This window comes from Rhodovulum sp. BSW8 (assembly GCF_003314725.1).
GTDB classification, from domain to species: domain Bacteria; phylum Pseudomonadota; class Alphaproteobacteria; order Rhodobacterales; family Rhodobacteraceae; genus Rhodovulum; species Rhodovulum visakhapatnamense.
The window spans coordinates 143,676-163,330 of record NZ_QNVX01000027.1; the positions used below are offsets into that span (position 1 = coordinate 143,676).

The 19,655-nt window shown below is 68.0% G+C and carries 20 protein-coding genes; 2 read left to right on the forward strand and 18 right to left on the reverse strand.

All coding sequences use genetic code 11. The annotated features are described in order from the left end of the window. Positions 1 to 15 precede the first annotated feature (15 nt). The 5 genes from DSD19_RS12795 to DSD19_RS12815 all read right to left on the reverse strand — a co-directional run bounded on the left by DSD19_RS12795 (position 16) and on the right by DSD19_RS12815 (position 5,886). Positions 16 to 996, reverse strand: coding sequence for a 2-dehydropantoate 2-reductase (locus DSD19_RS12795; RefSeq protein WP_113669862.1), 981 nt, complete (start codon positions 994 to 996; stop codon positions 16 to 18). Positions 997 to 1,159: 163 nt separating this feature from the next. Further along, positions 1,160 to 2,689 carry an acyl--CoA ligase gene (locus tag DSD19_RS12800; RefSeq protein ID WP_371412600.1) on the reverse strand — a complete coding sequence of 510 codons (1,530 nt, stop codon included), beginning with the start codon at positions 2,687 to 2,689 and terminating at the stop codon, positions 1,160 to 1,162. 26 nt (positions 2,690 to 2,715) lie between these two features. Continuing rightward, positions 2,716 to 4,239: a tripartite tricarboxylate transporter permease gene (locus DSD19_RS12805; RefSeq protein ID WP_113669864.1), complete on the reverse strand. Its 1,524-nt coding sequence runs from the start codon at positions 4,237 to 4,239 to the stop codon at positions 2,716 to 2,718. Positions 4,240 to 4,251: 12 nt separating this feature from the next. Then, on the reverse strand, positions 4,252 to 4,743 hold the full coding sequence (locus tag DSD19_RS12810; RefSeq protein ID WP_075786032.1) for a tripartite tricarboxylate transporter TctB family protein: 492 nt from the start codon (positions 4,741 to 4,743) through the stop codon (positions 4,252 to 4,254). Between the two features lie 168 nt (positions 4,744 to 4,911). Then, entirely contained in the window at positions 4,912 to 5,886 is a 975-nt protein-coding gene (locus DSD19_RS12815) for a tripartite tricarboxylate transporter substrate binding protein (RefSeq protein ID WP_113669865.1), read from the reverse strand. 176 nt (positions 5,887 to 6,062) lie between these two features. On the opposite strand from DSD19_RS12815, the gene DSD19_RS12820 reads away from it, so the two are divergent. Then, entirely contained in the window at positions 6,063 to 7,469 is a 1,407-nt protein-coding gene (locus DSD19_RS12820; RefSeq protein WP_075786034.1) for a short-chain fatty acyl-CoA regulator family protein, read from the forward strand. Positions 7,470 to 7,472: 3 nt separating this feature from the next. On the opposite strand, the gene DSD19_RS12825 is transcribed toward DSD19_RS12820, so the two are convergent. The 13 genes from DSD19_RS12825 to DSD19_RS12885 form a co-directional block, all read right to left on the reverse strand. Continuing rightward, positions 7,473 to 8,222, reverse strand: coding sequence for a sugar transferase (locus DSD19_RS12825; protein ID WP_113669866.1), 750 nt, complete (start codon positions 8,220 to 8,222; stop codon positions 7,473 to 7,475). A 166-nt stretch (positions 8,223 to 8,388) separates the two neighbouring features. Further along, a complete protein-coding gene (locus DSD19_RS12830; RefSeq protein WP_113669867.1) occupies positions 8,389 to 8,823 on the reverse strand; it encodes a GPW/gp25 family protein in 435 nt (144 codons plus the stop codon). Between the two features lie 4 nt (positions 8,824 to 8,827). Further along, on the reverse strand, positions 8,828 to 9,118 hold the full coding sequence (locus DSD19_RS12835; RefSeq protein WP_113669868.1) for a PAAR domain-containing protein: 291 nt from the start codon (positions 9,116 to 9,118) through the stop codon (positions 8,828 to 8,830). 10 nt (positions 9,119 to 9,128) lie between these two features. Then, positions 9,129 to 10,913 (reverse strand): phage baseplate assembly protein V, encoded by a 1,785-nt coding sequence (locus DSD19_RS12840; RefSeq protein WP_113669869.1) that lies wholly within the window; start codon positions 10,911 to 10,913, stop codon positions 9,129 to 9,131. Between the two features lie 3 nt (positions 10,914 to 10,916). Next, the gene (locus DSD19_RS12845; protein ID WP_113669870.1) at positions 10,917 to 11,597 is read right to left on the reverse strand and encodes a peptidoglycan-binding protein; all 681 of its coding nucleotides are present in this window, start codon (positions 11,595 to 11,597) and stop codon (positions 10,917 to 10,919) included. Beyond that, the gene (locus DSD19_RS12850; protein WP_075786040.1) at positions 11,594 to 11,776 is read right to left on the reverse strand and encodes a hypothetical protein; all 183 of its coding nucleotides are present in this window, start codon (positions 11,774 to 11,776) and stop codon (positions 11,594 to 11,596) included. The genes DSD19_RS12845 and DSD19_RS12850 overlap by 4 nt, the downstream gene beginning before the upstream one ends. Position 11,777: 1 nt before the next feature. Further along, the gene (locus DSD19_RS12855; RefSeq protein WP_075786041.1) at positions 11,778 to 12,233 is read right to left on the reverse strand and encodes a phage tail protein; all 456 of its coding nucleotides are present in this window, start codon (positions 12,231 to 12,233) and stop codon (positions 11,778 to 11,780) included. A gap of 4 nt (positions 12,234 to 12,237) precedes the next feature. Next, positions 12,238 to 12,696 carry a phage tail protein gene (locus DSD19_RS12860; RefSeq protein WP_075786042.1) on the reverse strand — a complete coding sequence of 153 codons (459 nt, stop codon included), beginning with the start codon at positions 12,694 to 12,696 and terminating at the stop codon, positions 12,238 to 12,240. Positions 12,697 to 12,716: 20 nt separating this feature from the next. After that, positions 12,717 to 14,900 (reverse strand): cadherin-like domain-containing protein, encoded by a 2,184-nt coding sequence (locus DSD19_RS12865; protein WP_113669871.1) that lies wholly within the window; start codon positions 14,898 to 14,900, stop codon positions 12,717 to 12,719. A gap of 13 nt (positions 14,901 to 14,913) precedes the next feature. Beyond that, positions 14,914 to 15,645, reverse strand: coding sequence for a hypothetical protein (locus tag DSD19_RS12870; RefSeq protein WP_113669872.1), 732 nt, complete (start codon positions 15,643 to 15,645; stop codon positions 14,914 to 14,916). Then, complete coding sequence (locus tag DSD19_RS12875; protein ID WP_113669873.1) at positions 15,642 to 16,232, reverse strand: DUF4255 domain-containing protein; 591 nt, start codon at positions 16,230 to 16,232, stop codon at positions 15,642 to 15,644. The genes DSD19_RS12870 and DSD19_RS12875 overlap by 4 nt, the downstream gene beginning before the upstream one ends. 246 nt (positions 16,233 to 16,478) lie before the next feature. After that, a complete protein-coding gene (locus tag DSD19_RS12880; protein ID WP_165828125.1) occupies positions 16,479 to 17,678 on the reverse strand; it encodes a transporter substrate-binding domain-containing protein in 1,200 nt (399 codons plus the stop codon). A gap of 125 nt (positions 17,679 to 17,803) precedes the next feature. Next, the gene (locus DSD19_RS12885; protein WP_075786047.1) at positions 17,804 to 18,451 is read right to left on the reverse strand and encodes a DUF4157 domain-containing protein; all 648 of its coding nucleotides are present in this window, start codon (positions 18,449 to 18,451) and stop codon (positions 17,804 to 17,806) included. Between the two features lie 258 nt (positions 18,452 to 18,709). Here DSD19_RS12885 and DSD19_RS12890 point away from each other — a divergent pair, with 258 nt between their 5' ends. Next, the gene (locus DSD19_RS12890) at positions 18,710 to 19,648 is read left to right on the forward strand and encodes a hypothetical protein (protein ID WP_113669875.1); all 939 of its coding nucleotides are present in this window, start codon (positions 18,710 to 18,712) and stop codon (positions 19,646 to 19,648) included. Positions 19,649 to 19,655 lie beyond the last annotated feature (7 nt).

Genomic DNA, 19,655 nt, shown 5'->3' on the forward strand with positions numbered 1-19,655 from the left:
TCCGAATGCCCGCGCTCAGTACAGCCCCGCGACCCGCGCGCGCAGGCTGACCAGCGCCAGCACCGTATCGATGGCGGGCGTCGGCGTGTCGGTGATCCGACCCAGCTCCTGCACCGATCCGACCAGCGCGTCGATTTCCATGGGCCGCCCCAGATCCAGATCCTGCAGCATCGAGGTCCGGTGCGCGCCGACCGCAGCCCCCCCCTCGATCCGGCGCTCGACATCGATCGGAAACTTCACGCCCAGCTTTTCGGCAATGGCCTGCGCCTCCAGCATCATCGCCCGCGCCACGCCCCGCGTGCCCGGATCGGTGCACAGCACATCGAGCGTGGCATGGGTCAGCGCCGAAATCGGGTTGAACGACAGGTTCCCCCAAAGCTTGACCCAGATCTCATCGCGCAGTTTTGGCCTGACAGGCGCCTTCAGCCCGGCCGCGGCCAGCGCCTGCGACAGCCGCGTCGCGCGCTCGGACTTCGACCCGTCGGGCTCGCCCAGCGAAAAGCGGTTGCCCTCGATATGCTTGACGACGCCGGGCTCGACGACCTCGGCCGCGGGATAGACGACGCACCCCAGCACGCGGTCGGGGCCGAACCCGGTCCATTGCGCATCGCCCGGGTCGACCGACGCGAGCCGCGTGCCCTCCAGCGGGCCGCCGATCTTGTGGAAATACCACCATGGCACCCCGTTCACGCCGGACACGATGGTCGTGCCCTCGCCGATCAGCGGCTGCATCTTCGGCACGACCGGCGGCACCGAATGCGCCTTGAGCGTGACGATCACATAGTCCTGTTCGCCCAGTTCGGCCGCATCCTCCGCGACCCGCACGGGCACCGTCTCGTCGGTCCCGGTCTCCTCCTCGATCAGCCGAAGCCCCCGCGCCTTCATCGCCGCCAGATGCGGGCCGCGCGCCACCAGACTGACCTCGGCGCCCGCCTGCGCCAGCTTCGCCCCCATATAGCCGCCGATGGCGCCCGCCCCGAACACACATATCTTCATCGAAAGACGTCCCTCGTTCCGGCAGCGGACCCGAAAGGCCCGCCGCGTCCCGTTTCTTCTTGGGAAAAATACCCGCCGCGCAGCGTCCGGGCAAAGCCCGGAATTCTTGCCGTCTGGGCAAAGCCCGGAATTCTTGCCGTCCGGGCAAAGCCCGGAAACCGGCTCAGGCGGGTTCTGACAGGCCCAGCTTTTCGGCCAGGCCGATCCGCTGCAGCTTGCCGGTCGCGCCCTTCGGGATCTCGTCGAGGATCACCACCTTGCGCGGCACCTTGAAATCGGCGATGCGCCCGGCCGCGAACTCGCGGATCTCGCGCTCGCTGGCCTCGGCACCCTCCTTCAGCACCACGGCCGCCGCCACCTCTTCGCCCAGCTTCGGATGCGGCAGCGCGAAGGTCACGCATTGCGCGATCGCCGGGTGGTCCATCAGCACGCCATCGACCTCCAGCGGGCTGACCTTCTCGCCGCCCCGGTTGATGATCTCCTTCAGCCGTCCGGTCAGATGCAGATAGCCGTCTTCGTCGAAAGCCCCCTGATCGCCGGTGCGGAACCAGCGCCGCCCCTCGGCCTCGAAGAAGTTCTTGGCGTTGGCCTCGGGATTGCCTTCATAGCCGGGCGTCACGTTCGGCCCCGAAATCACCACCTCGCCGGTGCCGTCCGTCAGGCGGTTCTCGACCTCATGGGCGATCCGCACCTCGGGCCCCGCGGCCACGCCCACCGATCCGGGTTTCTGGGCCCCGCGCGGCAGCGGGTTGCAGCACATCTGGTGCGCGGCCTCGGTCATGCCATAGGCCTCGATCAGCGGCGCGTCGAAGGTCTCGACCAGCGCGGTCATCACCTGCGCGGGCAGCGAGGCCGAGGACGACCGCAGGAAGCGCAGCGGCACCGCCTCGATGGTCTCGCGGTTGCGGCCCGCGCGCGACAGGATCGCCTGATGCATGGTCGGGACGGCGGTGTACCAGCTGGGCCGCGCCTCGGCCATCCAGCCGAAGAATTTCAGCGCGTCGAAGCCCGGCGCGCACCAGATCGAGGCGCCTGCCGACAGCGACGCGGTCACCGCCGCCAGCAGCCCGTGGATATGGAACAGCGGCATCACGTTCAGACAGCGATCGGCCGGCTTCAACGCCAGCGAGTCGCGGATATGCACCGCCGAGGCCGCGACGTTCGATTGCAGCAAGGGCACGATCTTCGGCCGCGAGGTGGTGCCCGAGGTGTGCAGGATCAGCGCCACGTCTTCAGGCCCCGGCGCCGAGGTATCGCACTCGCCGCCGCCGCCCTCGGCCTGCAGGGTAAAGCTCCCAGCGGGTTCGGCCGGATCGGCCGAGAGCCGCAGCACGATCAGACCGAACCGGCGCGCCGCGGCCGCGGCCGGGCCGTCATAAGCTTCGGGCAGGACGATGGCGCGGGCCTTCAGGTCTTCCAGATAGAAGGCGAATTCCTCCTCGCGATAGGCCGGGTTCAGCGGCGCCGTCACCGCCGCCTGCGCCACCGTCACGAAGGCCGCGGCCATCTCGGGGCCGTTCGGCAGCACGATGGCCACCCGGTCGCCCCGGCCGATCCCGGCCCGATGCAGCGCTTCGGCGACCGACCGGGCCTGCGTCCGCAATCCGCCGAAATCGAGCCATGGCCGCCCCGGTGCGCCGATGGCCGGCGCGGCGTCGTCATGTCCCTGAAGAAGGTCCGCGATGGTCTGCACGTTCATGTCCTTTCAGTCTCGTTACGTCACTCGGCCGGAGCCGGATTGGAGGCGCGGGCCCGGCTGCGGCGCAGCAGCCGGATCAGCGGCAGCAAGAAGAGCAGCACCGAGATCGCCATGAAGACCGCCGAGATCGGCCGGTCGACAAAGACGGTCACGTCGCCATGTTCCGCGATCATCGTCTGACGGAAGCTCTTTTCCATCAAGGGGCCAAGCACCAGCGCCAGCACCAGCGGCGCCAGCGGATAATCGGCCTTGCGCAGCACATAGCCCGCAACCCCGAACCCCGCGATCATCCAGACGTCGTGCATGCGCTGGTCGGGGGCGTATCCGCCGACGATGCACAGCACCAGCACCATGGCGCAAAGCACCGTGAACGGCATCCTCAGCGCCCAGACAAAGACCGGGATCAGCGCGATATTGACCAGCACCGCCGCCACGTTCGCGGTGTAAAGCGAACTGATCAGCCCCCAGACGAACTCCTTCTGCTCGACGAACAGCATCGGCCCGGGCGTCAGCCCCCACATCACCATGCCGCCCAGCAGCAGCGCGGTGGTCGGCGAGCCGGGAATGCCCAGCGTCAGCATCGGCAGAAGCGAGCCGGTCGAGGCCGCGTTGTTCGCGGTCTCTGGCGCGGCCACGCCTTCGGGATTGCCGCGTCCGAAACTTTCGGGGCGTTTCGAGATCGACTTCGCCACGCCATAGCTCATCAGCGCGGCGGGTGTCGCGCCTGCGGCCGGCAGGATGCCGACGAAGAAGCCCAGAACCGAGCCGAGGCTCATGGTCCGCCACATCCGGGTCATCTTCGACAGCCCCGCGCGCAGTTCGGAAAAGGTCAGCCGGGCGGGCGTGACCATGGGCGCGTTGCGCGAGGTCTCGATGGTGTAAAGCACCTCGCCCACGCCATAGACCCCGATCGCCAGCACCAGGAACGAGACCCCGGAATAAAAGCCCGGCATGTCGCCGAAGATCAGCCGCGGCTCGCCCGAAATGATGTCGAGCCCGACGGTCGACAGCACGAGCCCGAGGCAGATCATCACGATGGTCTTGAGGATGTCGTCGCCGCCCAGCCCCACGAAGGTGGTGAAGGCCAGCAGCACCAGCGCGAATTCCTCGGCCGGGCCGAAGGCCAGCGCCATGTCGGCCAGCGGCACCGCGAAGGCGGTGAACAGCACGACCGAGACCGTGCCGCCGATGAAGGAGGCCACGGCCGCCACGATCAGCGCCAGCCCCGCCTCGCCCTTCTGCGCCATCGGGCGGCCGTCGAAGGTGGTGGCCACGGCGGTCGAGGCGCCGGGAATGCCCAGCAGGATCGAACTGATCGCGCCCCCGTACATCGCCCCGTAATAGATCGCGGCCAGCAGGATGATGGCCGACGTTGGCGGCACGATGAAGGTCAGCGGCAGCACGATGGCCACCCCGTTGACCGACCCGAGCCCCGGCATCGCGCCGATGAAGATGCCGACCGTCACCCCGATCAGCACGATCAGCAGATTCAGCGGCGAGATCGAGGTGGCAAACCCGTCGGCCAGAAGTGCGAGAACGTCCATCTCCGGGGCTCCTCAGAAGAACATCGCGTAAAGCGGATAGAACAGCGGCTCTGTGATGCCCTTGGGCAGCAGGATCTTCAGCGTCACCTCGAAGAAGAAGAACAGAAAGACCGGCGTCGTCAGCGTCAGGATTCCGGTCAGCACCCAGCCATGGCCGCCGATGATCCTGAGATAGGCCAGCAGGAACAGCATCAGCGCGATATAGGCCCCCAGCAGAGGGATCAGCGCGATGGCGCCCAGCAGCAGCCCGATCACCCCCAGGATCTGCGGGATCGCATCGGCATCGGGGATGAAAGTCTCGTCGGAATGGGGCCGCACGACGAAGCTGCGCGCCAGGATCGCGCCCGAGGCCAGCAGCATCCCGAGCCCGAGCCAGAACGGAAAGGCGCCCGCGCCGGGTCCGGTCTCGGGCTCCCAGCCGATCGGCAGACGCAGGGCATAGATCATGAAGCAAAGAGACAGCCCCATCAGGGCCAGGGCGATGATACGGTCGGCGGCAAGCATTTGCCTCGCTCCTTCTCGTGCCGGTGGTCGGGCCAGTCTGTCGGGCCAGTCTGTCGGGCCAGTCTGTCGGGCCAGTCTGTCGGGCCAGTCTGTCGGGTAGTCTGTCGGGTAGTCTGTCGGGCCGGGACCGGCGGGCGCATCCGCCGGGGCTTCGGGATCAGGACGGGATCAGGACGACCCCATCTCGCGCAGGATCTGGGCGTGCTTGTCGCGTTCCTCGAGGAAATAGTCCTGCAACGCGTCTCCGGTCAGGAAGTCGGCCAGCAGGGCCTGTTCGGCGGTGTATTTCCGCCATTCCTCGGTCTCGCTGAGCTGGCGGAACATCTCGGTGTAATAGGCGACTGCTCCTTCGGGCATGTCCTTCGGTCCGACGAAGGACCGCTGCATCGTATAGACCAGCGGGTGGCCAAGTTCGGTGAAGGTGGGCAGATCGGGGAAGGTCTCGAGCCGGTCGGCGGTCAGCGCGGCGATGGGGCGCGACTTGCCGGCCCGCAAGAAGCCCATCTGTTCCGACGGGTTGTTGACGGTCGAATCGACATGCCCGCCGATCAGCGCGGTCGCGACGTCGCCGCCGCCCTTGTAGGGCACATAGGTGACCTTGATGCCGAATTCCTTCTCCAGCATCGCGGTGACCAGGCTGTCCTCCTGCCCGGTGCCGGTGCCGCCCATCTTCCAGGTGCCGCCCGAGGCCTTCACCGAGGCGACGAAATCGTCCAGCGTCCGGATCTCGCTGTCGGCCGAGACCCACAGCACGAAGGTATCCAGCGCCATCCGCGCGATCGGCGTGAATTCGGCGATGTCGACGCCGATATCGGTGCGCAGCGGCGTGGTGTAATAGCTGTTCAGCGTCGCCATGATGACATGGGCGTCGCCGTCCTTGTCCTTGAGATAGCGCAGCGCCTCGGCGCCCGATCCGCCGCCCTTGTTGACCGGCAGGATCGGCATCCGCGACAGGCCCTGTTTCTGGATGATCGCCTGGAAAAGCCGCGCAAGCTGGTCGGCGCCGCCGCCCTGCCCGGCCATGATCACCATCTCGATGGGCTTGATCGGTTTCCACTCATCGGCGAATGCAGGGGCGGCCGCGGTCAGGGCCGCCGCGCCCATCAGGGCCAGGCTCGCCCGACGTGTGAATCGGTGTGTCATGTTGATCCTCCCAAACTGACCGGAAGGCCGGGGGCGGCGGGCAGTCTCCTCCCTGCCTGCCGAACCCGTCTCTCCGCAGCCTCGACAATAAGCGGGGAGGCCGATTTTTCACACGAAACCGCGTCGGTCTGTTAAAGTCGGTTCTTACAAACTGCGATCTTGTAATGTTGTAAATCATGCAGAAAGCCCTGATCGGATCGAAACTGCGCCAGCTGCGGCGCGATCATGGCCAGACCCAGGCCGAGATGGCGCGGCGGCTGAACATCAGCCCCGCCTATGTCAACTTGCTGGAAAACAACCAGAGATCGTTGTCGGTCAAGGTGCTGATGGCGCTGGCCGAGGCCTATGGCATCGAGATCCGCGAACTGCTGAGCGACCGCAATGCCGGGCGTCTGGCCGATCTGCGCGCCGCCGTTTCGGACCCCGCCTTCGGGCGCGACCGGCCCGATCTGCAGGAGCTGCGCGGCGCGGTCGATCACGCCCCCCGCCTCGTCGATCTGTTCCTGCAACTCTACCGCAGTCACCGCACCGCGGTCGACCGGATCGCGCGGATCGGCGGCACCGGAACCGAACCCCGGCTGCTGGTCACCTCGCCCGAAACCGCGGTGCATGACTTCTTTCGCGACAATCGTAATTATTTCGACGCGCTCGAGACCGCAGCCGACAATGTGCGCGGCCAGTTCATCGGCGGCGCCGATGACATGTATGCCCAGCTCAAGCGCTATCTCCGGCTCAAGTTCGACATCGAGGTGCGGGTCGAGCCCAGCCAGGACATGCCCGACGCGCTGCGGGTCTTCGACCGGCAGGCGGGTCAGGTGCGGCTGTCGCAGGCGCTCGACCATGCCAACCGGGTGTTCCAGCTGGCCCATGTGCTGGCGCTGGCCGACATTCCCTATCTGCTCGATTCGATGATCGGCCAAAGCGGCATCGACAGCGATCTGACCGCCGCCCGCTGCCGGGTCGAGCTGGCGAACTATTTCGCCGCGGCCCTGCTGATGCCCTATGACCCCTTCCTCGCCCTGGCCGAGGCCACGGGCTACGATGTCGACCGGCTGGGCGCGGCCTTCGGCACCTCGTTCGAGCAGGTCAGCCACCGCCTGACCACGCTGCAGCGCGACGGGGCGCGCGGGGTCGCCTTCTTCCTGATCCGGGTCGACAAGGCGGGCAATGTCACCAAGCGGGTCAACGCCACGCCGTTTGCCTTGGCCGAAAAGGGCGGGTCCTGCCCGGTCTGGAACGTGCATAACGCCTTCGCGACGCCCGGGGTGATCCTGCCGCAACTGGTCGAGATGCCCGATGGCAGCCAGTTCTTCACCCTCAGCCGCACCGTCAAGCGCCCGGTCTTCAGCCCGCATCTGCAGGACAACCGGCTGGCCGTGGCGCTGGGCTGCGAGCGGGGCGAGGCGCACCGGATCGGCTATGCCCAGGCGGTCAATCTGGCGGCCGAGGGGCCGGTCGCCCGGATCGGCGTCAGCTGTCAGCTTTGCCCGCGCCAGGCCTGTTCCCAGCGGGCGCACCAGCCCTTGCACATGGACCTGCCGATGGATGGCGACAGGCGCGGCAAGACCCGCTACGAAAGCTGAGCCTCAGCGGCGCGGCGCCGGGCTTGCGCCGGGAAAGGGCAGCGGGCCGGTCATCGGGGCCATCGGGCCAAAGCCCGCAGCCTTGCGCGGTCCGACCGCGTCCCGGCGCGTCAGCGCACCGGCGATCAGGCGCAGGTCGACCCAGGGACCGGCGATCTGGCTGTAGCGCAGGTCGTCATGGACCCGGTCGCAGAACCGCCCGCCGGGGTGCGCATCGGCCAGCCCGATCAGCCCGGGACGCATCGCCAGATAGACGCTGCGCGCCAGACCGTAGCGCGCCAGATCGGCGCGCGTGGCCGGGCGCGGACCCACGAGGCTCATGTCGCCGCGCAGCACGGTCCAGAGCATCGGCAGCCCCGCAAGGCCCAGCCGCCGCACCCGAAGCCCGACCCGGCCCGCCGCGGGCTCGGTCCCCGTATGGGTTCCGCTGCAGATCCCGGTGTCGCGACGCCGCGCCCAGAGATCCCCGGGCCGCGCCCGGACCGGTCGGCGCGCGGGCGCGGAGCGGGCGGTGTGGAAGACAAGGCAGGATATCTGCACGCCGCCCCGGCCGATCCGGGTCCGCCGGGCGAATCCCCGCCCCGTCTCGACCCGAAGCAGAAGCCAGATCGCGCCGATCACGGGCGCACAGAGCACCAGAAGCACCGCCGAAACGACGATATCCAGCAGACGCTTGCCCGCATAGCCGCCCGGGCGCGGCACCGGCGCCGCGCCCATCGGCACGGCAAAGACCTGCAGGACACCCGTGTCCATCCAACCCTCCTGCCCAACTCTTCCGCGAGGCGCGCATGACAGGCGCCCCGCCTCAGGATCGGCGAAAAAGGGTCAACCATGGGTTAACAAAGCCTGCGGCATTCGCGGCATAAATCGCGAATTTTCCGAAACTTGCACACGCATCTTCATGCGATGCGCGAAGCGGTCAGGTCGCCACCGGCGTGCCGGTGACCAGCGTGCCCTCCTGGGCGTAGAACGGAAAGACGACGTTGTGGCGGGTATTCGTGCGCTCGACCTCGTAGTCCAGAAAGACGCTCATCCGCCCCTCGGCCCAGTTCTCGAAACTGACCCGCACCTCGCGCAGCGTGATCCGCGCCTCGAAGAACAGGATCGCCCGGGCAATGGCGGTCTCGACCGCGCGGGCGGTGGCCGCGGTCATCGGCTCGAACACCAGATCGTGGATGCGGCAGCCATAGGCCGGGTGCATCACCCGTTCGCCCGGCCGGGTCTCGAAGAGGATGCGCAGGCTCTGGTCGATATCCTCGACCGCCTCGACCATGCGCGCGCCGCCTTCTGCCGGATCGAAATCGGGTGGAAACGCCCAGCCCCGGCCCAGAAATCCCGGATCTCCCCGCTCCATCACCTCAGCCTCCGATCATCACGGTGGCCAGCCCCAGCACGATCGAGCCGCCATGCGAGGTCGTGTCGCCCATGCGCGCCGCGGGCATGCCGCCGATCATCACCGTGGCCGACCCCTTGACGATGCTGTCGGGCGGGCCGACGCAGACGCAGCTGTCGCCGACCACCGCCGCGGGAAGACTGCCGATCAGCACGGTCGCCACCCCCGGTCCCGCGATCGGTCCGCCCACATGGGGCACGACGCCCGTGACCATCGGGCAGGCATGCATGTCGGTCAGTCGCGCGGCGGGCGGCATCGGGTTCTCCTCAGTTGATCATCACCATGGCGCCCTTCACCGTGGTCTGTCCACCGGCGCTGAGCTCGGCCGAAGTGCCGCCCTTGGCGGTCAGACCCATATCGCCGCTGAGCGTGACATTGGTGCCGCTGACGCTGACGTCTCCGCCCGACGAGCTGAGGGTGATATTGCCCTCGGCGGTCAGATCGAGCGTGCCCTTGCTCGACACCGTCACGCCCGAGCTTTCCATCTTGATGCTGTTGCCGGTGCTGTCGGTCACGGTGACGGACGTGTCGTCGTCGCTCAGCACGATGCTGTGGCCGCCCGGGGTCTTGGCGGTCAGCACGGTCTTGTCGTCGTCGAAGCTGATCTCGAGCCCCGAGCGCGTGGTCAGGGCCTTGATGTCGTTGCCGTCGGTGGCCTCGCGGGTGCGCGCAAGCTTGCCGCCATGGAGCGAGCCAAGGATCACCGGCGCCGCCGGATCGTCGGCGAAAAAGCCCAGCACCACCTCGTCGCCCACCTCGGGCAGGAACTGGATGCCCGCCCCGTTCGACCCGTAGGGCTGGGCATAGCGCGCCCAGATCTCGACCGGCGGATCGCCCGACAAAGGCAGGCTGACCTTGATCATGGCGCTGTCAGAGAGGGGGTTTTCGCTGCCGCTGTCGGTCAGGGCCACCACCGTCGCGGGCTGCAACCCCGGCACCGGGGCCACGAGCCCGCCCGCCGCAGCGCCCCCCGGCCCGATCCCGTCCGACCGCCAGCCCTGCGGCAGCCCCAGCCGGGCGGTGGTGGTCCAGTGCCCGTCGCCCAACTCGTGGGTGATGCCCGCGACATAGGCGGTGCCGCCCATCCGGTCGCCCACGCCCTTGATCTCGACCGTGTCGCCGGGCCTTGCCGCGGCGGACCCGGGATAGCTGCACCGCCCCTGCAACGCCGCCAGCGCGACCCGCGCCGCGCGCGCCTTGGCGACCGAGGTCAGCGAGACCTGACCTTCGGCATAGGACGCGGTCTGCGACCGGGTGCGGTCGCCGGTCACGCCGGTCAGGTCCGACAGCGCGCTCGACCCCCAGGCCCCCGCCGCCACGGCATCCGAGGTCTGGACCGTCGCGGTTTGCTGGGCCGGGTCCCACCCCGTCACCGAGACCGTCTTTTCCAGCCCCACCGTGTCGAGCCGGGCGTCGAAATCGAGCACATCATCGCCCAGCGTCAGCGTCAGCTTGGCCGCGGCCGACGGGTCGGGCGCGGCCGCGGTGATCTTGCCCGCATCGACCGCCAGCACCAGCCCGTTGCGGTCGGCCAGAAGCCTGAGGAAATCCCAGTCGGGGCAATCGTGCTGCACCAGATCGGCCTCGGGGCCGTCGGTCGCGGCGATGTCGGCGGTCAGCCCCGCGGCCTGCACCAGCGCCGACATGGCATCGCTGTCCTTGGTCTTCGACCAGACCGCCGTGCGGCACAGCCCGGTCAGCTTGACCGCCTTGTCGCGGCAGGAAAGCTCAAGCTGGCCGCCGCTGCCGCTGCGGATCCGAAGCCGCAGGCCGGTGACGATCCCGGTGAACAGGGTCTGCGCCGTGTTCGACCCGAACTGGGCGGAAATCTCGATTTCGCTTCCGGGCTTGGCGGTGTCGGCATCGGTCAGCGGAAATTCCTGTTCGGCGACCGACCCGTCGGCCAGCGTGACCACCGCCTCGGGCACGCGGTTCAGCTCGGTCTCGACCCGGATCGACACGACGCCGACCGTATCGGCCAGCGCGGTGCCGTTCAGCTTGACGGTGACGCCCAGCGGGCCATCGGCGTTCTTGACGGGGCTGTCGGCCATGGCTCAGCGGATCGGCGGGAAATGCAACAGCATGCCGGGCGTCAGATCGCGGAAATCGTCCAGGTCGTTGGCCCGGGCGATTTCCAGATACCGCGTCACGTCCTTGTAGACCCGCTGGCACATCAGGGGCAGCGTGTCGCCCTCGCGAACCTGCAGCACATGGGTCATGTCCGGCGACTTGTCGTTGCTTTCCTTGGCCTCCTTCTCTTCGGTGATGGCCTCGATGAAACTCAGCTCGACGGTGGCGCGCAGCGGCGTGCCATCGGCCTGGAACAGGGTGTAATCGACATCGAGCCCGGTCAGCCGGCCCTGGAAATCGGACAACCCGCCGCCCCATTCGACCTCGACCGGGTTCGGCTGGTGGTCGTCGCCGTCATAGCTGTAGGCGATGCTGCGCAGCTTCTCGATCTGGGCCGAGACGGTGGTGTTTGCGGCATCGGGCACCACGCCGGTGCCGTCCAGCGTCAGCGTCAGGGTCAGATGCTCGGGGTCCGAGCGGTCGAACTTGGGCACCGGTTTCGACTTGCCGATGGCCCCGTCGCGGTCGATGCCCGAAAACCGGGTCTTGTACTTGCGCTTGAACCGGGCCGGGTTGATGGTGGCGGTGAAGATGTTCGAATCGCCCGACATCTTGACGATGTCGCCGCCCTGGATCTCGCAGCGGGTGATCTTGAGCTTGGTCACGACCGCCCCTCGCGCAGCCGCCGCTCGGCCGCCTCGACGGCGCGGGCGATCTCGTCCTCAAGATCGCGCCGCAGATCGGCCAGCCGTTCTGCGAATTCTTCGGGGCCGACCGCCTCGGTCTGCTGCGCCGGGCGCCCGAACGATCCCTTCACCACCAGACTGCCGATCTCGATCGTCATCTCAGAGCTTCCTTTCCAGCGTCAGATAGGCCAGCTCGACCGTCTCCAGCGCCAGTTCGTTCTTCATCGCGTCGAACCCCGCCACCGTCCACTTGACCGGAAAGGCGTTGCCGACCGCCCAGCTCGCGACCGGGTTGGCCTCTTCGTCCAAGAGCGACACGACCAGATCCTTGGGCACGATCGCCGTGCCGAAGCCGCCTTCGAGACAGGACTTGCACCAGGTGACCAGACCGCTCGACGTGCCGGTCAGGGCGCGCTTGAGCGTCAGGTTCGAATGCGTGACCTTTTCCGGCAGCTGGTGCTGGAACCGGTTCTCGCCACCTTCCTGCAGGGGGGTGGTCTCGATCCGTGTCTCGAGACCGCCCACCTCCTGAAAGGCGGTGTCGTCCACCTTCGGCGCGCTTCCCGTGAAGCTCACCGAAAAGTGGAACGCGACCGGCGGCGCGAAATCCTCCATCGCCTCAGCCGTTCTCGATCACGAAGCCTTCATGCGCGATCTCGATGGTCTCGACCGCGACCTCGTTGCCCTCGGCCTTCAGATCGGTCGAGGACACCTTGACCGGGAAGGCGTTCTGCACCTTCCAGACCATGGTCGGGTTGCCCTCCTCGTCGAGCAGCGAAATCGTCAGCGCCTTGCGCTTGATGATGTTCATCTTGATCTCGGCGAACCAGTCCCAGATCGCGTTGTCCTTGACGAAGACGCCCTTCTTCATGGTGATGTTCGAGGTCTTCAGAAGCCCCGGCATCTTGATCTTGGAAAACACCTTGCTGTTGCCCGCGCGGTATTCGATGGCCTCGCTTTCCATGTCGAGCCCCGAGACCTCCTGGAAGGCCAGTTCGGTATCGTCCCATTTCACCTGGAAATAGAACTTCGGAAGCGGCCATACCGTCTGCGACTGGGCGGAACCGTCATCTGCCATGGGTCATACCCTCCTCAGGCTCAGGATTTCTGCATCTGTTGCTGGAACGTGATCTCGATGAATTCCGCGGGCCGGGTGACGGCAACCAGCACCGTGATCCGCAGAATGCCCTCGAGGATGTCTTCGGGCGTCATCGTCTCGCCCAGGCCCACGAAGACGCTGAACGCGTCGGTCGGCACCGCGCCGGCAAGCCCGCCCGCCTTCCAGACCGAGGTCAGGAAGTTCTCGATCATCGACCGCATGGTCACCCAGGTATTGGCGGTGTTGGGCTCGAACACATAGGCCTTCGACGCCAGCCGGATCGACTCCTCGATCATGATCATCGTCCGGCGCACGTTGATGTAGCGCCAATCAAGGCTGTTGCCGTCGAGCGTCCGTGCCCCCCAGACCAGCGTGCCCTCGCCCACGAAGGGCCGGATCGCGTTGATCGACTTGCCGGTGGTCGAGACGTTGAGGTTTTCCTGTTCCTCGTGGTTGATGTTGACCCGGGGCGCCACGACCGAATTCAGCGACACGTTGGCGGGCGCCTTCCAGACCCCGCGGGCATTGTCGACCATGGTGTAGATGCCCGCCATCGCGGCGGCGGGGGGCATCGCGTTCTCGCGCTTGGCGATGGCGTCCATCATCGTGACGTAAAGCGGCACCAGCGCGCGCAGGGTCTTGTCGATGGCCGCGGGCGTCGGGGTTTCCTGGCGCACCGGCGTGGTGCCGTCGACCAGCACCCGGATCTCGCGGGTCGCGAGCGGCGCGTTGTCCTTGAAGATGGTGTACTTCACCTTGGCCTCGGGCCCGGCGAAGGCCGGATCGGGGGTGAAGGTCACCGTGCCCGCATCGGCCTTCCAGGTGCCGACGCCTTCCAGCGCCTTGGTCTTGCCATCGGTGCTGGTGGCTTCCAGCAGCACGATCGAGTCCGCGTCGCCCTCGGGATTGTCGGCGGCCACATCGACCGAAACCGCGGTCTCGGCCTCGATATCGGCCTTGGCCAGCACACCGCCCACCACCTCGACCTTCAGCGTGATGGTGTCGGTCGAGATCCCGAGCTCGTCGGTCACGGTCATCTCGAACTTGCCCTCGGGCGTGGCGTCGTCATGCTTGAAGCTGACCTTGCCCTCGGACACGTCCTCCTGGGTGAAGGTCTTGATCTCGCTGTCGTCCTCGGTCTTGACGAAGCTGCCCGCCAGGGTGCCGGGCTTCTTGGCCAGCGCATAGGTCAGCCCGGCCTTGTCGCTTTCGTCATCCTCGGCCTTCAGATCCTGTTCGGTGATCGCGACCTTGCCGCCCCTGGTCACCGAGATGGTGAAATCGCCGGTCACGGTCGGCGCGCTGATCCGGTCGATCTCGGGCGCGAGGTCGGGATTGCGCTTCACCGACTGCTTCAGCAGCGCCATCATCTTGGGATGGCTGGCGGGCTCGATGTTCTGGAAGCTGAAGTCGCGCGACTGGAAGATCGAGGTGTCGAGCCAGGGGAAATAGGCCGCCCCGAAATCGAGGTTGTTGATGCCCACATCGTTGCGGAAGGTCGCGACCGGGTTGCCCAGCGGGTCCTTCTGGCCAAGATGCCCGCCGAAGATATCAAGGATGGCAAAGCGGTTCTTCATGTCGTTGCCGCAATGCTTCAGCATCGCCTGCTGGACCTTGACGCAGTTCTGCCGCACCAGCCGCGTCGCCTCGGGGATCACCAGCATGGTGGGCTCGGGCTCGTTCTTGAGGCTGTCGATGGCGGTCAGCATCTTCTCGGCGTCGATCACGTTGTCGACCAGCTGGCCCTGGTCGTCCCTGACCTTGTAGGCCCCGATCGAGATCACGTAGCAGGGCCCGCCGCCGTTCTGGAAAAAGAGCCGCATCGCCCCGTAAAGCGAAAAGGCCGGGTTCTTCTGCTTCAGCTCGAATTTCTTCTCGCCCAGCGGGAAGACCGCCCGCGGCAGCGGGTCCTTCATCGCCGCGCCATCGGCCGACAGCGGCGACACGCCCGAGGCGACCTCGAAATCGACGATCTCGAAGACCGGGTCGGGGGCGCCGCCGTAATACTGCACGAATTCCGAGAACGAGGTGATCCGCCAGGGCGTCATGTCCAGCGACACGGTGCCGTTGACGGCCCGTTCGGTGTAGCCGATGAAGGCCGGCACCGCGGTGGCCACCTGGACCACCGAGTTTGGAAAGGCGCTTTTCTCTACGATGTAAACGCCGGGGGTCTTCATGGCCATGGGGGCGTCTCCTCTACCAAAGGCTCACGTAAATGTCGGATTGCAGACCGTCCTGACCGGGGGCCGGACGCAGGTTGGCGCCGCCCGCGGGCAGCACCGGGATCAGGGCTATGGGATCGAAGGGCGCGGGCTGGGTTTCCTCCAGCCGGAACCGCCAGGGCGAGCGCGCGGCCAACGGCACCGGACGGGCCGAGCGCAGAACCCGCGCGCGCCGCCCGTCCGGCATCGGCGTCTGGCCCAGATCCTCGAAGGCAACCTCATCCGCCGGGTCGATCACCCGGATCGGCCCCTCCGCGCCGCGGCCGGTCACATGGTAGGCCCAGAGCGCCGCGACCGGCTCGAGCCGCAGGCTCAGCACCCAGCCCGCCTCGGGGTCCGCGCCCGCAAGGTCCAGCAGCAACCGGCAGACCCGGCGGTCGCCGAGATCGCGAGGCAAGGTCTCCTGCGCCGCGGCAAGCCCGGTTTCGGCCTGGCCCGGCGCGGGGGTCAGCACCGCCACGGCGTCGGCCTGCCAGCCTTCGGTCAGCGCGATGGCGCGCGGCTCGGCGAGGATGTCCAGCGCGACGGCTGCAGGCGGCGGAGCCGTCTCGGGCAGGCCGAGGATGGCGCGCGTGCCGTCGGTCTTGAAGACGATATCGGCCCTCTTCAGCCGTCCCGGATCGGCTGCCGCGATCCTCAGCGGTGCGGGCGCGTCGCCCCAGAAGCCATGACGAACCGTCAGATCCAGGGCGACGCGATATCTCATTCGCGCCCCCTCCCCGCGCGCCCCTCGGGCCGCTGCGCCGACCGGATCGGCGCCGCAACCCCGGCGAAGGCCCCGGCATCGACCCGGACGGACCGGATCTTGAACATCACCGAGGGCACATAGCGCCCGCCGAGATTGCCCCAGAGCTGGCCCACCTCCTCGACCTTCAGATTGGCGATCTCGAAGGACAGCTGGGCCAGACCGGGCGGCATGTCGGGGGTGTTCTGCGGCGTCATCACCGGCTGCACCTGAAAGAACATCAGCGCCGCCGACAGCTGCTTGAGACCCTCGGCGTATTTGTCGGGGTCATGCGCCGCGGCCAGCATCGCGTAGATGTCGAGATGAATGGCCTGCGCCCCGCGCGCGAGCCCGATCGAGGACAGCCCCGGCCCGCGCGCGCTGCGCGGCATGGTGTCCTCGGCGATGGCGGTGACGAACAGCGCCAGCTTGTTGCGGGCGGCATCGGCGGGTTTGCCCTCGGCATCGGTCAGCGGCGACAGCACCACGACGTCGTCCCCGGTCCGGAACCGCCCGGCCAGATGGCCGTTCAGGCGGTCGACGGCAAGGCTCAACGCCTGATCGATCATGCGCCGCTTGCCCCAAGGGGTGACACAGATCCGACGCGGGCTGCGGGTGCAACCATGGCTCCCCCCTGACCGGACCGCGGGTCCGGCCGTTTTGACCGGCGTCCCGCGCAATCGCCAAAAGGCGTTGTTCCGCAATCCAAATTCAACCACAGGAGGTAGCCACAAGGCAAGCCAAGAAATCACCGGCGTTCCGCACCGTCGCGACAGGTCCGGCGGCGGCCTCTGCCCCTGGCTTCCTCGGGGACCTCAATCCGGGGCAATGCTGCCCGATCCCAGATAGCGCTGCGCCAGCCGTCGCCAGCCGCCATGACGGATCTGCTGGATCAGCGCGCTGTCGATCCGGGCGCGCAGGTCCTGCGTCAGCGCGCTGCCATAGCCCCAGCCCAGGGGCTCGCTGCGATAGACCTTCTGCTCGACGGTCACCTTGCCGCGAAACCGGCCGGTGCCCGCCAGATAGGTCAGTTCGGCCCAGTCGCCGATCACCCGATCGACCTCATCGGCGACCAGAGCCTCCAGCAGCTTGTCGGCCGACACCTCGGTGACGCAGCCCGGCCCTGCCAGCGGCGCCGCCGACAGCGGGCGGCATTCGGGATCGTCGGGCTTTCCGGCGGCCGCCTCATAGGCGTCGGCCAGGAATTCCTGCGCGGTCGAATGGGATTCGATGCCCACGCGTTCGTCGGTCAGGTCAAGCTCGTCCACCCGGTCGCTCTGGCCGATGGCCGAGACGAAGGCCGAGGTCAGCACCCCCAGAAGCGCCGCCGACAGCGCGGTGCCGATGATTGCCATGAACATTTCCAGCGCCCGGCCCGCCAGGTTGAACCCGGCATCGCCGATGCCCTTCAGCCCGAGCGTCCTCTCGACCGCCTCGAGATAGGGATCGACCAGCGTCAAGAGACGGCCGGGGGGCGCGCGATCCTCTTCGGGGCGGCGGCGGGCATCGCGCAGCACCCATTTGATCATGACGGCCAGCACGAGATTCAGCACCAGAAACAGCACCACCGCCCGCAGCGTCCCGGGCTGAAACAGCGTCGTCACCAGCACCTCGAGCGCATGGGAAAACGCGATCTCGTTGCTGTGCCGCGCGGCAATGGTCAGCCCCGACAGGAAATACTGGCGCGAAAAGCCATAGGACAGCAGCCGTTCCGGCGTGATCGTCAGCGGCGCCAGCACCAGATCGAGACCGCCATCGGTCAGCGCCTGTTCCTGCTGCTCGATGGCGTCGCAGATCACGAAATGGCTGCCCTCGATCCGCCCGGCCTCGATCAGGCCGGTCTCGACCCGGCGCCAGAGTTCGACCGACAGCCCGGTGGGCGGCGCCCCGTCCTCGAGGATGACGAAGGGCGGCGCATGGGCGACGCCGAGATCGAGAAAACCCGGCTCGCGCGGGCCGTCGCACCGGGCGACAGCGGCGTCGGCAGCGGCCCCGGCAGCCCATGCCGTGACCATCGCCCAGACCGCCAGCGCCCGACACAGCGCGGCAAGGACACCAGCGCAAGGACCGCCCCCCCGAACCGCCTTGACCGGACCGGAGCCGATGCGCCCCGCCGATGTCGGGCGGGGCGTCACGCGGCTCATAGCCTCTCGGCTTTTGCACCCATCCGGTCGGCCTCGCTTTCCAGCGCGGGGCTGTCATTGACCGGCGTCCCGGCGACCTCGGTCGTGGGCCGCACCCGGCCCTTGGCCTGCTGCACCGTATGCCAGGCCTCGTGCGGCAGGTGTTTTTCCTGGCCCGGGCCAAGATGGATGTCCGATCCCTGCGCATAGGCGTGGGCCTGCACAGCGGCTGGTCTGGACGAATTGTAATGCACCCGGACATGGCTCATGTCGACGCCCGATAGCCGCTCGACGCCGGACCTGAGCCTCTCCGGCAGGCCGGTCTTCGAGCCGCCCTTGCGCTGGAGCGCCTTGCCCTGAAGCGGCTCGTCTTCCTCGACGCGCTGGAGCGCCTTGCCTTGCAGGGGCTCTTCCTCTTCGGGCGCCTCGGCGCGCTGCAGCGCCTTGCCCTGAAGGGGCTCTTCCTCTTCGGGGGCTTCGGCGCGTTGCAGGGCCTCGGCCCGAAGCGCCCCCAGCCGGGCGGCAGCCCCCCCCGACGTTGCCGCATCGGCCTTGGCCTGAAGCGCGGACAGACGGTCTTCCTGGGGGCCGCCCGCCCGGGCGCCGCCCCGGGCCTGCGGCGCCGGACCGGCGCTGCCGCGTTCGCTCTGGAAGATCTGGGCCATGGCTGCCTCCCGATACCGATAGGGAATGAAACCACAGGTTGTGACGCGCTGGCAAGCGGCATCGCGCGCCCACGCCCCGCCGTCGCGGCAAGGGCCGCGTCCGGCTCGGCGCCGCTGCGCCCCCCCCCAGGGCAACGCCCTTCCGGACCGGTCCTTGCCGATGTCGCACCGCCACACGCTGCCACACGCCATGGTTGACGAAGCCGCCGGGCTCGGCCACGCTGTCGGCAACGAACCGCCCCCAGGGAGGCGCCCCAGATGACCACAGGCCGCCGCCTGTTCCAGTCTTTTCCGGCCGTTGCACTGGGGCTTGCCTGTCTTGCGCCCACGGCCTGCGGGCTGGTCACGAAGGTGCAGGAACTGCCGGTCGTCGAACGGTTCGGCTTCGGGATCGAGGTGCCCTGCGACATCAATCTCTATCAGCAACGGCGCATGACCGGCGCCTATCTGCAGATCGCGGTGGGCTCGGCCGGGGGCGTTGCGCACTATGTGACCGGGCGCCCCTCGCGCAAGGCGCTGCCGCGCAATCTGGTGATCGAGGAGGACACGATCCGGCGCCTCCGCCCCGAGGAAGAGAACGGCCAGACCAGGCTGGAAGGCTGGAAGCGCGCCAGCGCGGTGCCGGTCGCGGGGCTTGGCCCCGGCACCGAACTGCCCGCCGCCTACACCTTCAATTTCCGTTCGCAGAAGATCGACTATACCGGCCCGCTGGTGGTCGGCCAAAGCCCGACCGCGACCGAGATCCCGAAGGCGGGGCTTTCCACCATCACCGGGCCGGTCCGGGTGACCTTCACCGCGACCGACGCCACCGGCAAGACCGAGGTCACCGACGCGCTGGGCAGCTTTACCCTGCAGATCGGCTATGGCACCGGGCGGGCCAGTTTCGTCGCGTCGGGCTTTACCGCCGACAGCGGCCCCGCCCTGCCCTTCGACAGCTTTTCCTGGTCGCGGCTCGGGCTGTGCGCGCCGCGCGTGGTGTCCAGCGGCCAGGGGACGGTCCGCTTTACCGGCCCCGATGGCGGCCGCGTCGGGCTGCTGACGCCCGGGCTGGAACCGGCGGCGCTGCTCAGCTTCGAGGCCAGCCAGTTCGCCGGAACCGACCGCCCCGGCCCGCCCGGCGCCGCGGGCGGCGTCTTCGCGATCCAGGGCAACAGCGCTACCCTGACAGGTGTGTTCCTGTCGCAACCTTCACCCTAGACGGGTT

Coding starts and splice junctions, on each gene's coding strand:
- DSD19_RS12795 (WP_113669862.1), bottom strand. CDS start 996: ATGAAGATATGTGTGTTCGGGGCGGGCGCCATCGGCGGCTATATGGGG.
- DSD19_RS12805 (WP_113669864.1), bottom strand. CDS start 4,239: ATGGACGTTCTCGCACTTCTGGCCGACGGGTTTGCCACCTCGATCTCG.
- DSD19_RS12810 (WP_075786032.1), bottom strand. CDS start 4,743: ATGCTTGCCGCCGACCGTATCATCGCCCTGGCCCTGATGGGGCTGTCT.
- DSD19_RS12815 (WP_113669865.1), bottom strand. CDS start 5,886: ATGACACACCGATTCACACGTCGGGCGAGCCTGGCCCTGATGGGCGCG.
- DSD19_RS12820 (WP_075786034.1), top strand. CDS start 6,063: ATGCAGAAAGCCCTGATCGGATCGAAACTGCGCCAGCTGCGGCGCGAT.
- DSD19_RS12825 (WP_113669866.1), bottom strand. CDS start 8,222: ATGGACACGGGTGTCCTGCAGGTCTTTGCCGTGCCGATGGGCGCGGCG.
- DSD19_RS12830 (WP_113669867.1), bottom strand. CDS start 8,823: ATGGAGCGGGGAGATCCGGGATTTCTGGGCCGGGGCTGGGCGTTTCCA.
- DSD19_RS12835 (WP_113669868.1), bottom strand. CDS start 9,118: ATGCCGCCCGCCGCGCGACTGACCGACATGCATGCCTGCCCGATGGTC.
- DSD19_RS12840 (WP_113669869.1), bottom strand. CDS start 10,913: ATGGCCGACAGCCCCGTCAAGAACGCCGATGGCCCGCTGGGCGTCACC.
- DSD19_RS12850 (WP_075786040.1), bottom strand. CDS start 11,776: ATGACGATCGAGATCGGCAGTCTGGTGGTGAAGGGATCGTTCGGGCGC.
- DSD19_RS12855 (WP_075786041.1), bottom strand. CDS start 12,233: ATGGAGGATTTCGCGCCGCCGGTCGCGTTCCACTTTTCGGTGAGCTTC.
- DSD19_RS12860 (WP_075786042.1), bottom strand. CDS start 12,696: ATGGCAGATGACGGTTCCGCCCAGTCGCAGACGGTATGGCCGCTTCCG.
- DSD19_RS12865 (WP_113669871.1), bottom strand. CDS start 14,900: ATGGCCATGAAGACCCCCGGCGTTTACATCGTAGAGAAAAGCGCCTTT.
- DSD19_RS12870 (WP_113669872.1), bottom strand. CDS start 15,645: ATGAGATATCGCGTCGCCCTGGATCTGACGGTTCGTCATGGCTTCTGG.
- DSD19_RS12875 (WP_113669873.1), bottom strand. CDS start 16,232: ATGATCGATCAGGCGTTGAGCCTTGCCGTCGACCGCCTGAACGGCCAT.
- DSD19_RS12880 (WP_165828125.1), bottom strand. CDS start 17,678: ATGGTCACGGCATGGGCTGCCGGGGCCGCTGCCGACGCCGCTGTCGCC.
- DSD19_RS12885 (WP_075786047.1), bottom strand. CDS start 18,451: ATGGCCCAGATCTTCCAGAGCGAACGCGGCAGCGCCGGTCCGGCGCCG.
- DSD19_RS12890 (WP_113669875.1), top strand. CDS start 18,710: ATGACCACAGGCCGCCGCCTGTTCCAGTCTTTTCCGGCCGTTGCACTG.